Raw genomic sequence first — 12,357 nt, 5'->3', positions numbered from 1 at the left:
CCCGCAAGGGGCCGTTGTTTTTTTGTGCATTCCAGGCTGCGGCAGCACCCAACGAAAAAGGCCGCGGCAATTGCCGCGGCCTTCTGCACTCAACGAAGCAACAACGCTCAACCGTTCGGAATCAGCGTCTCGATCAGGTGCTCCACATAGGCTTCGAAATCCTCGCGCGCCTGCTTCGGCTGCTGCAGCTGCAACGACAACTGCAGGAAGCCGACATAGGCGGCGTAGGCCAGGCGTGCGCGATGGCGTGCATCGGTCGAGCTGAGCCCTGCCTGGCGGAACGAGGCAACCAGATAGTCGAGGCGACGCTGCGAAACCCGGTCGATCACCGGCCGCACCATCGGATGGTCCAGCGCCTTCAGCAGCTCGCTGTAGATGATGTGCGGCTGCACTTCATGCGCCACCATCTGGAACAGCTGGCGCAGGCGCACGCGCGGATCCGGTACGTCTTCCAGGCTGCCGAACACCTGTTCCTGTTCGAACAGTTCCCAGCGCTCCAGCGCCGCCTGCAGCAATGCATCGCGCGAAGGGAAATGCCAGTAGAAACTGCCCTTGGTCACGCCGAGTCGCCGCGCCAGCGGTTCCACCGCAACGGCGCCTACGCCTTGTTCAGCAATCAGGTCGAGGGCCGCCTGGGCCCAGTCTTCGGCACTCAGGCGGCTGTTGCGGCCGGCGCGCGGTTCGCCGGCGGAAGCGTCAGGTTGATTCATGGACTGATTTAACCATACGCCGGGGTTCGTTGCAGTACGCCGTTGCAGGCGAAACCGTCAAAGCCCCCCCCTGGACCCTACCGCAACGCACCATACGATGCAGTATTGACTTCCCCCGCAAGCGATCCATACTAGCAAGTATGGTTATGTCCCCTACTCCCGCTGCGTTCCATGACCTGCGCCTGGAGGCCGCCCATGGCGCCCGCCTCGCGGCCACGGCCAGCGAGCACGGTCGTCGTGGTCGCGTGCTGTTCGCGCACGGCTTCGGCCAGACCCGCCACGCCTGGAACGCCACCGCACGCGCCCTGTCTGCGGCCGGCCTGCAGACGCTCGCTTACGACGCGCGCGGCCATGGCGATTCGGACTGGAATGCCACCGACCTGCCCTATCACGGCGAACAGTTCGCTGATGACCTGATCGTGCTGGCCGGTGAACAGCCGCGTGCGCCGGTGCTCGTTGCAGCGTCGATGGGCGGGCTGTTCGGCCTGCTGGCTGAGTCGCGCTGGCCCGGCCTGTTCTCGGCGATGGTACTGGTCGACATCACGCCGCGCTGGGATATCGCCGGCGTCGAACGCATCCTCGCCTTCATGACCGCCCATCCCGACGGCTTTGCCTCGCTGGCCCAGGCCGCCGATGTGATCTCGGCCTACATGCCTCACCGCCCGCGCAAATCCGAGCAGTCGCTGCGTGCCTTGCTACGCGAAGACGGACACGGCCGCTGGCGCTGGCATTGGGACCCGCGCCTGGTGGCCGAACTGGCCCGCGACAGCGAGCAGCACCAGGACGCACTGGCCGAGGCCGCGCGCCAGGTGAAGTGCCCGCTGCTGCTGGTCAGCGGCGGCCGCAGCGATCTGGTCACGCCGCAGACCGTGGCCGAATTCCTGGCGTTGGCGCCGCACGCGCGCCATGTACAGCTGCCGCAGGCCACGCATATGGTCGCAGGCGATGACAACGACGCCTTTACCGCTACTGTGTTGGACTATCTGGACGTGTTGCCCGCAGCGGATGCTGCGGCTTCGTCCGCCACAAACGAGCACGTCACCGGAGCACGCTCATGAGCATCGTTCTTCCCTTCCTCGCCCTGCTGCTGGCAGGCGCGTTCGTCGCCTACCACCGCATGCGGCTGGTTACCTGGACGCTGATCAGCGTGGCCCTGCTGGTCGCCTGCTGGTTCATCCCCTACGTCAACCAGACCGCTACGATCGTGGCGGCCGCCGTGTTGGCCGTCATCGCCGTGCCGCTGCTGCTGCCGTTCATCCGCAAGCCGCTGCTGACCGGCCCGATGATGAAGGTGTTCCGCAAGGTGCTGCCGCCGCTGTCGCAGACCGAGCGCATCGCGCTGGAAACCGGTTCGGTCGGATTCGAGGGCGAACTGTTCACCGGTGATCCGGACTGGAACATCCTGCTCAACTACCCCAAGCCGCAGCTGACTGCCGAAGAACAGGCCTTCCTTGATGGCCCCGTCGAAGAGTTGTGCGCGATGGTCAACGACTGGGAAATCACCCACGTCCATGCCGACCTGCCGCCGGAGCTGTGGGCCTTCATCAAGAAGAACAAGTTCTTCGGCATGATCATCCCGAAGGAATATGGCGGCCTGGGCTTCTCCGCGCTGGCCCACCACAAGGTGATCCAGAAGCTGGCCTCGGTGTCCTCGGTGGTCAGCTCCACCGTCGGCGTACCCAACTCGCTGGGCCCGGGTGAACTGCTGGTGCATTACGGCACCCAGGAACAGAAGGACCAGTACCTGCCGCGCTTGGCCGATGGCCGTGAAGTGCCCTGCTTCGGCCTGACCGGTCCGTTCGCCGGTTCCGACGCCACGTCGATTCCCGATTACGGCATCGTCTGCAAGGGCGAGTGGAACGGCGAGCAGGTGCTCGGCGTCAAGCTGACCTTCGACAAGCGCTACATCACCCTGGCACCGGTCGCCTCGCTGATCGGCCTGGCCTTCCGCATGTACGATCCCGATGGCCTGATCGGCGATACCCGCGATATCGGCATCACCCTGGGCCTGCTGCCGCGCGACACAGCCGGCGTGGAGATCGGTCGTCGCCACTTCCCGCTGAACTCGACCTTCCAGAACGGTCCGATCCGGGGCAAGGATGTGTTCATCCCGCTGACCCAGCTGATCGGTGGCGCGGCCATGGCCGGCAAGGGCTGGAACATGCTCAACGAGTGCCTGGCCGTAGGCCGCTCGATCACCCTGCCGTCCACCGCCAGCGGTGGTGCCAAGGCCGGTGCGGCCGTCACCGGCGCCTATGCACGCATCCGCAAGCAGTTCGGCCTGTCGGTCGGCCGCTTCGAAGGCGTCGAGGAGGCGCTGGCCCGCATCGGTGGCAAGGCCTACAAGATCAGCGCACTGTCGCAGGCCACCGCCGCGGCGGTCGACCGCGGTGACGTGCCGTCGGTGCCGTCGGCCATCGCCAAGTATCACTGCACCACCATGAGCCGCGAAGTGATCTCGGACATGATGGACGTGATCGGCGGCAAGGGCATCATCCTGGGGCCGCGCAACTTCGCCGGCCGCAGCTGGCAGGCCGCGCCGATCGCGATCACCGTGGAAGGCGCCAACATCATGACCCGCAGCCTGCTGATCTTCGGCCAGGGTGCGATCCTCTGCCACCCATGGGTGCTGAAGGAGATGAAGGCGGCGCAGGATCCGGACACCCGTGCCGGCCTGCAGGAGTTCGACCGCAGCCTGTTTGGCCACATCCGCTACGGCATCTCCAACGCCGTGCGTTCGTTCTGGTTCGGCCTGACCGGCGCGCGCTTCGGCGCCGCTCCGGGTGACGCCTACACCCGCCGCTACTTCCGCAAGCTGGACCGTTACTCGGCCAACCTGGCCCTGATGGCCGACATCTCGATGATGACCCTCGGCGGCAAGCTGAAGTTCAAGGAATCGCTGTCCGGCCGCCTGGGCGACGTGCTGAGCCACGTCTACATGACCAGCGCCATGCTCAAGCGCTACCACGACGAAGGCGCACCGCAGGCCGACCAGCCGCTGCTGGCCTGGGCCTTCCATGACAGCGTGCACAAGATCGAAGAATCGCTGTCGGCCGCACTGCGCAACTTCCCGATCCGTCCGATCGGCTGGCTGATGTGGGCACTGATCTTCCCGCTGGGCCGTCGTGCCGAGGCGCCGGGCGATCGCCTGAGCCGCCGTGTCGCCGCCCTGCTGATGGCGCCGAACGAAGCCCGCGACCGTCTCGCCAATGGCGTGTTCCTGACCCCGTGCGAGAACAACCCGGGTGGCCGCATCAACAGTTACCTGAGCAAGGCGATCATGGCCGAGCCGGTGGAGCGCAAGTTCCTCAAGGCGCTGAAGAGCAAGGGTATCGAGGCGCTGGACTTCAAGGCGCAGCTGGACGAAGCCGTGGCCGAGGGCGTGATCACCCAGGACGAGCGCAGCCTGCTGGAAGAGCTGCGCACGCTCACCCTGGACACCATCACCGTGGACGACTTCGACACCCACGAACTGCGCGCGGCCAGCTACTACGACCGCCAGCACAAGGACCCGCATTCGCAGGCGGCCTGATCGCCCGCGACACGTGTTGCCTTCGACGGCGGGCCTCGGCCCGCCGTCGCGTTATCCGCCGACCGGAATACCCCTCATGTCCACGCCCCTGCTCTCGCTTTACCAACGCCTGCAGCGCTGGCCTGCTGGCAACTGGCTTTTCTCGCGCGCGGTGTGTTTCAAGGCGCCCTACTTCGCCAGCATCGCGCCGTGCATCACCCGCCTGGAACACGGCCGCTGCGAAGGGACGCTGGCCGACCGCCGCAGGGTACGCAACCACATCGGCACGGTGCATGCGATCGCGATGTGCAACCTGGCCGAACTGACCGCCGGGTTGATGGTCGATGCATCGCTGCCGAAGGGCATGCGCTGGATCCCGAAGGGGATGCAGGTGCAGTACCTGGCCAAGGCACGAGGCACGCTGCAGGCGGTGGCGCTGCCGGCACAGCCGATTGTCGTCGCGGCCGAAGGCTATGCGCTGCCGGTGACGGTCAGCGTGCGCGACCGGGCGGGGACGGAAGTGTTCAGCGCGGTCATCGACATGTGGATGTCGCCGGCGAAGTAGGTTCCCGCGAACGGCGCAGCCCCTCGTGGGTGGACGCGGGATGCGGTTTATCGGTTGGGCCGGAGGGGCGGGGCCAGGCGGGGACGCCGCAAGTACGTCCCTGTAGGCTTAGCCGCGCCATCCATGGCGCGGATACCCCGCCCGGCCCCACCCCTCCGGCCTCGGACGGATCTCTGCGGCATCCACCCACGCAGGAAAAAAAGAAGAGCAAAAGCAAAAGCGGCCACCGGCCGCTTTTTTCATGCGCACAGAACCCACGAGCACAGCGACCCGCTGTTGCTCTTGATCTTCTTTTTCTTCTCCGTGGGCTGGCCGGGCCCTGAAACTGTCAGGGGCCGGGCGGGTTGGGTTCGCGGGGGTGTCCGCGGCATGGATGCCGCGGCCAAGCCTACAGGGACGTACTTGCGGCGTCCCCCGCGAACCCAACCCGCCCGGCCAACCCCATGACGAGCTTTACGCGGCCAACCCACGAGGGGCTGCGCCGTTGGCTGGAAACTACACCAGCGCGCGAAACACCAACGCCAGAATCGCCGGCACCGCCTGGATCATGAAAATGCGGCGGCTCACGCTGTAGGCGCCATAGCACCCGGCCACCACCACGCAGGCCAGCGAGAACGTCACCAGCACTGGCTGATCGATCACCAGCCCCACTACGATGCCCGCCGCCAGGAAGCCGTTGTACAGGCCCTGGTTGGCCGCCAGCACGCGCGTGATCTCTGCCTTCTCCGGCGTGTTGCGGAAGGTCTTCAGGCCCAGCGGGCGGGTCCACAGGAACATCTCCAGCACCAGGAAGTACAGGTGCAGCACCGCGACCAGCACGGTCAGCAGCAGCGCGATCAGCGACATCGTTTCTCTCCTCGGGAAGATTGGGCCGCGTCAGCGGTCGCGCGGCAGTTTCTTTTCTTCGCGCAGCACGCCGAACGCGGCCAGGGTCATGAAGCCGGCCACCACCACGCCACCCATGAACACCACGTGCGAGCCGAACAGGGACAGCCCCTTGTGCAGCCACGCAAAGCTCAGGTCCGCGCCCCGGTAGACCACCGTGTCGATCGCTGCGCCGGCCTTATAGCGCCACTGGCGGTCCACGCGGGTGTAGATGGTTTCGCGCGCCGGCTTGGCCAGCGCGAATTCACTGGCGCGGGTCATCACCTGCACCACCGCGACCATCAGCGGCATCGGCGAGGCCGCCAGCACCGAGAAGCCGATCAGGATCGCGAAACCAGGAATCAGCAGCGCCGGCGCAATGCCATGCCGGGACAGCAGCCAGCGGGTCAGGGCGAGCTGCATCAGCAGCGCCAGTGCGTTCACCGCCAGGTCGATACGCGAGAAGAAGGCCGTAGCAGCGCCTGCATCGTTGAATGCCTCACGCACGATGCTGGCCTGCTGGTTGTACAGCAGGGTGCCCACGCCCACACCGAACACCACCATGATCGCCAGCCAGCGCAGCAGAGGTTCACGCACGATCAGTTTCAAGCCATCCAGCACGCTGCCGCCCATTGGCTTCTCGCCGGACACCAGTTGCTGCTCGCGTTCGCGCAGCACCGCCCAGTGCCGCAGCCGCCAGATGCACAACAGGCAGACGGCCAGGAATCCCGCAGAGACCAGCATCAGGTTGGCGATACCCACGCGCTGCACCAGCGCACTGGTGATGATCGGACCGAGGAAGGCACCGACGGTGCCAGCCGCGCCGATGTAACCGTAGAAAGCACGTGCCTGCGCGTTGGAAAACACATCGGCCATGAAGCTCCAGAACACCGCCACCGCGAACAGGTTGAAGACAGTGATCCAGAAAAAGAACGCCATGCCGCGGCCCGGCACACCGCTATCGAACAGTACGTAGAACCCCAGCAGGGTGACGATGAAGAACCCATACACCGCCGGCAGGAACACCCGCCGCGGGAACCGGCTGACCAGCCAGCCGTACACCGGCTGCAGCACCAGCATGATCACGAACACGCAGGAGAACAGGAACTGCAGGACGAAGTCCTTCAACGCGATGCCATGGCTGGCGAACCAGGTGATCAGCACGGGCGGGAACACCGTTTCCAGGTCCGCCGAGGCAGCCATCGCCTCACGCACCGGGCGCAGCACGTAGTAGCCGCTGAGCAGGCAGAAGAAGTACAGGAACGACCACCACAGCGCCGGCGACTCACGTAGTGCCGCCGTCAGCCCACGCAGCGGCCCCTTGCCCTTCACCGCGCTCACGCGGCGTCCCTCGCCAGAAGACGGCGGTTGGACAGCGGCATGGCAGGCTCCGGGGCGGTGAAGCGCGTACGTTAGCCAATGCACTGCAACATCGCCAGCGTGACGCGCGCACCGATGGCCGCAACGTAGTGGCATGAGAGGCAGGAACGACACGTTCGGACACACTTCCAGAGCGTCAAAATGCCAACTTTTTCAACGAGATGCGCATTCATCTTCGCTTTGTTTGTGCACAGGGGAAAAGCGGCGCTAGAATCGCCATCAGCAGTCGCGCACGGGTCCAACCGATGAAAAAGAACAGCCTGCGTCGTCCGATCCGATCGGCGGCCACCGGTTTGCTGGGCATGTTGATGCCCGTTGCCTTGTCCACCACCGCGCAGACCCCGCCGGCGTTGCCGCCGATGCCGACCAACATCGAAACTGCTGCGGGTCCTACCGTCGCCCACACCCAGCCGGCGGCCTACCGCACCGGCCTGGTGCCCCGCGTGCAGGCCCCGGCGCCCGGCTTCAACGTCGCCAACATCGAATCGATGGCGCAGCAGCTCACCTATGGCGAACGCGTGCCGGGCATGGCGGTGGCGATCGTGCAGGGCGGCCGTATCCTCAGCGCGCGCGGCTATGGCGTCACCGACGTCAACAATCCGCTGCCAGTTGATGCGCACACCGTGTTCCGCCTGGCCTCGCTGTCCAAGGCCTTCGCCGGCACCATGGCCGGCCTGCTGGTCAACGACGGCACGCTGCGCTGGGACAGCAAGGTCACCGACTACGTGCCGGGTTTCCGCCTGAACTCGCCGGAAGCCACTGATCGCCTGACCGTGGCCGACGTGCTCAGCCATCGCGTCGGCCTGCCGTACAACGCCTACGACCGCGACATCGAAGGCAACGCCGAGTACTACGCGTTGACCCAGAAACTGGCCAACACCAGCCTGAAGTGCCTGCCGGGCGAGTGCTATGCCTACCAGAACGTGGCCTTCAGCCTGATCGGCGATGTCGTCTACGCGGCCTCCGGCAGCTTCTACGAGCAGTCGGTCGAGCGCCGTATCTTCAAGCCGCTGGGCATGAACGATGCCAGCCTCGGCCTGGCCGGCATCCAGGCCAGCTCGCGCTGGGCGCGTCCGCACGTGCGCAGCCGCAACGGCTGGGTCTCGCTGACGCCGAAGCCGACCTACTACCGGGTCGCCCCGGCGGCCGGCGTCAATGCCAGTGCCAGCGACATGGCGCAGTGGCTGCTCGCCCACACTGGCCACCGCCCCGACGTGCTGCCGGCACCGCTGCTGGCCACGCTGCATTCGAGCCTGATCAGCACCCCCGGCGAGATGCGTTCAGGCTGGCGCCGTGAGCGCCTGCATTCGGCGGGCTATGCCCTGGGCTGGCGCACCTTCGACTACGCCGGCCACGACGTGGTGTTCCATGCCGGTGCCGTACAGGGTTACCGCGGCCTGGTCGCGCTGGTGCCGGAACGCGATCTGGGCATCGCCATCATGTGGAACGGCGAAAGCAGCCTGCCCAGCGGCCTGCTGCCGACCGTGCTCGACTCCGCGCTCGGCCTGCCGGCGCAGCGCTGGCTGGACGTGGACACCGACTTCGGCAGCGACAACCTGATGGCCGAGGGCAGCAGCCCTGCGCAGCAGCAGGACAAGCGCAAGGGCAAGGGCGCCTCGAGCAACCGCGCGGTGGCTTCCCCGCGCTGATCCGGCGGGCTCGACCGTGAGCATCAAGGGGGGCCTGGGGGCCGCCCTTTTTGTTGTTTTGTAGGACCTGGCCATGCCCGGCCAGCTCGGAAGACAGGCCCCTGCTCCACAGATGCAGCGCGTCAAACGTCAGAAAGGCAGTCGGCCATGGCTCGGTGCTGGCAATGGCCCCATAAAAAAACCCCCTCCCCGCTGGGCAGCCAGGGAAGGGGTTTCAGGATGCGGCTATCGGGAAGTACTTAGATCAGCGGTGCCGGGGTTGCCGGCAGAGCGACCGGAGCGGCCTTCTTCTTGCGGGCGGCCGGCTTGCGCTTGGCAACCTTCTTCGCTGCCTTCTTCGGGGCAGCCTTCTTGGTGGCCTTCTTCGCGGTCTTCTTCACTGCCTTCTTGGCGGTCTTCTTGACGGCCTTCTTGGCAGTTGCCTTCTTCGCGACCTTCTTGGCCGGCTTGCGGGCCGTTGCCTTCTTGGCAGTCTTCTTGGTGGCCTTCTTGGCTACCTTCTTGGCGGCCTTCTTGGCAGTGGACTTCTTGGCGACCTTCTTCGCCGCCTTCTTCACTGCCTTCTTCGCAGTGGCCTTCTTGGCGACCTTCTTCGCAGCCTTCTTCACCGCCTTCTTGGCAGTCGCCTTCTTCGCGACCTTCTTCACTGCCTTCTTGGCAGCGGCCTTCTTCGCGACCTTCTTCACCGCTTTCTTGGCGGCGGGCTTTTTCTTCGCAGCTTTCTTGGTTGCCATGGGATGGCTCCTCGTCAGTGATAGGGAGTTGAAACGCCCAGGTGGATCAAACCCGCGGATGCTGCGTGCGGGGACCGCCGGCGCGTCAGGCGCGCCGTTACGGATGCGGCAATGCCAGCCTCGATCGGCGGAGCGGGCATCGGAACGGGAGTTGCCTTGCATTTCTCCGGGGGAAGCGGTGCCATGTCCACCGTCATCAGGGTCGCGGTGGTCTTGAAGGGGCTGCTTCGCATCGGACGATTGATTCTGCGCACTCGGTTGGGCAGGCAAGGTCTGCTGAGGCGAAACCTAATCACGGTTTTTTTTACTGTCAACAACCCCCGCGAAAAATTTTCACATCCGCGCCATCCATGGTGGTGCCTGCACGGTCGCCACGCTCCGCGCTCGACGACCGCCGAAGCGCCACGCACGCATGCTGCCTGCAGCAACAACCATGCAAGCGTTGAACAAAAAGTACTTGAAATAAGCACTCTGCGCAGATGCATGCACGTCGGTGGCCACTGCGTGCACACATCGCCAGCACCGGCTGCCGCTGGCACCAACGCCAGCACAACGGCGCCGCAACGGGGGGCAAAAAGTTTTCACATCCGAGTACGTCGGCGCGGGGCGGAAACGCGGATTTGCGCAAAACTGCGCACGCCGATCGGCACTGATTGTCAGTCCGCTGATGCCACGCCGAGGGTGCCAAGCGAACCGGCCGTCATGAGTCCGACGCACTCGCCAAAACGAAAACGGCCACCCGAAGGTGGCCGTTTCAGAATCCGCAAGCGCGACTCAGTGGTCGTCGCTCTCCAGGACTTCGGCGTACGCGTCCGGATCCAGCAGATCGTTGACCTCTTCGGCGTTGGCCAGTTCGACCACGAACATCCAGCCTTCGCCGTAGGCATCTTCGTTGATGGTTTCCGGCTTGTCGGACAGGGCCGAGTTGACCTCGACGACCTTGCCGCTGATCGGGCTGTAGACGTCCGAGGCGGCCTTCACCGACTCGACAACGGCGATCTGTTCGCCGGCCTTGGCCTCGGCGCCGACTTCGGGCAGTTCGACGTAGACCAGGTCACCCAGCAGGCCCTGGGCGTGGTCGGAAATACCGACGGTGACGCGGCCATTGCCTTCGACACGGGCCCACTCATGGGACTTGAGGAACTTGAGGTCGCCGGGGATCTCGCTCATGGGACTGCTCCAGAGATATGCAGGGGGTGGAAAAAACGGGGCTAGTGTAACCAACCGGCCGCCACTGCTGTCAGTGACGACCGGCACGTTCGGATCAGGCGTCGGCGAGCACGCCGGGCTGGGCCTGGCCTTCGCGCACGAACGGGAACTTGACCACGCGTACCGGCACCTGCCGGCCGCGGATGTCGACGGTGACCTGGCCGAGTTCACCGGCCGGCACGCGGGCGAAGGCGATGCCCTTGGCCAGCGTCGGCGAGAAGGTGCCGGACAGGATCTCGCCCTCGCCGCTGGCCGTCGTCACTGCCTGGCCGTGGCGCAGCACGCCCTTTTCGTCCATCACCAGGCCGATCATCTGGCGCGCGGTGCCGGCAGCCTTCTGCGCTTCCAGCGCGCCGCGGCCGATGAAGTCGCGGCCTTCGTCCAGCGACACGGTCCAGGCCAATGCTGCCTCATATGGGCTGATCTCTTCGTCCATGTCCTGGCCGTACAGGTTCATGCCGGCTTCCAGGCGCAGCGTGTCGCGCGCGCCGAGGCCTGCCGGCTTCACGCCTGCCGCCAGCAGGCGGTTCCAGAACGCGACCACGGCATCCTGCGGCAGCAGGATTTCGAAGCCGTCTTCGCCGGTGTAGCCGGTGCGGGCGACAAACAGCTCGACGCCATCGTCGGACTGCACCTGCAGGGCGGCGAAGCGGCCCAGCTTGGTCAGCGCGGCGCGGTCGGCTTCGCGGGCCAGGCTGATGACGATGTCGCGCGCCTGCGGCCCCTGCACGGCCAGGATGGCCAGGTCCGGACGCTGCTCGACGGACACGCCGAACGGTGCGGCCTGCTCACGCAGCCAGGCCAGATCCTTTTCGCGGGTCGAGGCATTGACCACCATGCGGAAGAAGTCGTCGCCCAGGTAGTAGACGATCAGGTCGTCGATGACGCCGCCACGGGGATTCAGCATGCACGAGTACAGTGCCTTGCCGGTGACCTTCAGCTTGTCGATCGAGTTGGCCAGCAGGCGGCGCAGGAACGGCTTGACCTGCTCACCACGCAGATCGACCACGGTCATGTGGCTGACGTCGAACACACCGGACTCACGGCGCACCAGGTGGTGCTCGTCCAGCTGCGAGCCGTAGTGGATGGGCATGTCCCAACCCCCGAAATCGACCATCTTGGCGCCAAGGGCGCGGTGGGTATCGTTGAGCAGCGTCTTCTGGGTCATGACCGGGTCCGGCAGCAGAGGAAACAAGAACCCCCATTATCCCAGATCGGTCACCCACAGGTCGCGCCGCAGCGCAGCGCCGGAGCCGAGCCCACGCGACGCCCGCACGAAGAGGCCCGGCTCTACAAGGAGCGGCCCGCAGCCTCAACCTGCAGCGTGCTGCCCTGTACCGCCAGCACCCGTACCCACGTACCCGCCGGCAGCTCCGGGCCGCTCACCGGCCAGGACGTGTCATCGATGCTGACCCGGCCCTGCCCGCTGACGATGCCCTGCTGCAAGGGCACCACCCGACCGACCAGCTGCTCGGCACGGCGGTTGAGCAACGGCGCATCGCTGGGCCGCGCCCTTTTCCTGCCCCAGCGCCGGTAGCACTGGATCGAGACCACGCTGAGCACGACGAAGGCAACGACCTGCCACAGCAACGGAATGCCGCTGAACACCGCAACCAGGACGAACACGGCCGCTGCGCCAATGCCGATCCACAGCATGAACGCCCCGGGTGCCAACGCCTCTGCCGCGAACAGCAGCAGCGCCAACGCGCCCCAACCGACGACTTCCCAGCGCATG

Annotated in this window: 11 protein-coding genes; 4 read left to right on the top strand and 7 right to left on the bottom strand. The window is 65.8% G+C overall.

Annotated features, from left to right (window positions below):
* Nucleotides 1–107: 107 nt before the first annotated feature.
* Complete coding sequence (locus N5C25_RS10090; protein WP_005418411.1) at nucleotides 108–710, bottom strand: TetR/AcrR family transcriptional regulator; 603 nt, start codon at nucleotides 708–710, stop codon at nucleotides 108–110.
* Between the two features lie 140 nt (nucleotides 711–850).
* Between N5C25_RS10090 and N5C25_RS10085 the strand changes: the two genes are divergently transcribed.
* From N5C25_RS10085 to N5C25_RS10075, 3 genes are all read left to right on the top strand, one after another.
* Nucleotides 851–1,768 carry an alpha/beta hydrolase gene (locus N5C25_RS10085; protein WP_021204705.1) on the top strand — a complete coding sequence of 306 codons (918 nt, stop codon included), beginning with the start codon at nucleotides 851–853 and terminating at the stop codon, nucleotides 1,766–1,768.
* On the top strand, nucleotides 1,765–4,242 hold the full coding sequence (locus tag N5C25_RS10080) for an acyl-CoA dehydrogenase (RefSeq protein ID WP_019660077.1): 2,478 nt from the start codon (nucleotides 1,765–1,767) through the stop codon (nucleotides 4,240–4,242). Before N5C25_RS10085 ends, N5C25_RS10080 begins: the two co-directional genes overlap by 4 nt.
* A 76-nt stretch (nucleotides 4,243–4,318) precedes the next feature.
* Nucleotides 4,319–4,786, top strand: a complete 468-nt coding sequence (locus N5C25_RS10075; RefSeq protein ID WP_188250384.1) for a hotdog fold domain-containing protein — start codon at nucleotides 4,319–4,321, stop codon at nucleotides 4,784–4,786.
* 495 nt (nucleotides 4,787–5,281) lie between these two features.
* Here N5C25_RS10075 and N5C25_RS10070 read toward each other — a convergent pair whose 3' ends face one another.
* Together N5C25_RS10070 and N5C25_RS10065 are read right to left on the bottom strand one after the other, a co-directional pair.
* A complete protein-coding gene (locus tag N5C25_RS10070; protein WP_262212634.1) occupies nucleotides 5,282–5,632 on the bottom strand; it encodes a DUF1304 domain-containing protein in 351 nt (116 codons plus the stop codon).
* A gap of 30 nt (nucleotides 5,633–5,662) precedes the next feature.
* Nucleotides 5,663–6,991 (bottom strand): MFS transporter, encoded by a 1,329-nt coding sequence (locus N5C25_RS10065; RefSeq protein ID WP_251102485.1) that lies wholly within the window; start codon nucleotides 6,989–6,991, stop codon nucleotides 5,663–5,665.
* A gap of 284 nt (nucleotides 6,992–7,275) precedes the next feature.
* Between N5C25_RS10065 and N5C25_RS10060 the strand changes: the two genes are divergently transcribed.
* Complete coding sequence (locus tag N5C25_RS10060; RefSeq protein WP_019660081.1) at nucleotides 7,276–8,679, top strand: serine hydrolase domain-containing protein; 1,404 nt, start codon at nucleotides 7,276–7,278, stop codon at nucleotides 8,677–8,679.
* A 239-nt stretch (nucleotides 8,680–8,918) separates the two neighbouring features.
* On the opposite strand, the gene N5C25_RS10055 is transcribed toward N5C25_RS10060, so the two are convergent.
* From N5C25_RS10055 to N5C25_RS10040, 4 genes are all read right to left on the bottom strand, one after another.
* Nucleotides 8,919–9,413, bottom strand: a complete 495-nt coding sequence (locus N5C25_RS10055) for a hypothetical protein (protein ID WP_049469766.1) — start codon at nucleotides 9,411–9,413, stop codon at nucleotides 8,919–8,921.
* 774 nt (nucleotides 9,414–10,187) lie between these two features.
* A complete protein-coding gene (gcvH, locus tag N5C25_RS10050; protein ID WP_019660083.1) occupies nucleotides 10,188–10,583 on the bottom strand; it encodes a glycine cleavage system protein GcvH in 396 nt (131 codons plus the stop codon).
* 94 nt (nucleotides 10,584–10,677) lie between these two features.
* Nucleotides 10,678–11,790 carry a glycine cleavage system aminomethyltransferase GcvT gene (gene gcvT, locus N5C25_RS10045; RefSeq protein WP_164145266.1) on the bottom strand — a complete coding sequence of 371 codons (1,113 nt, stop codon included), beginning with the start codon at nucleotides 11,788–11,790 and terminating at the stop codon, nucleotides 10,678–10,680.
* A gap of 122 nt (nucleotides 11,791–11,912) precedes the next feature.
* The gene (locus N5C25_RS10040; protein ID WP_262212632.1) at nucleotides 11,913–12,356 is read right to left on the bottom strand and encodes an NfeD family protein; all 444 of its coding nucleotides are present in this window, start codon (nucleotides 12,354–12,356) and stop codon (nucleotides 11,913–11,915) included.
* Nucleotide 12,357 lies beyond the last annotated feature (1 nt).

The organism is Stenotrophomonas sp. GD03958 (genome assembly GCF_029839005.1).
Lineage (GTDB): Bacteria > Pseudomonadota > Gammaproteobacteria > Xanthomonadales > Xanthomonadaceae > Stenotrophomonas > Stenotrophomonas hibiscicola.
The sequence above is the reverse complement of the archived record's forward strand: the minus strand, read 5'-3'. Positions and strand labels throughout refer to the sequence as shown.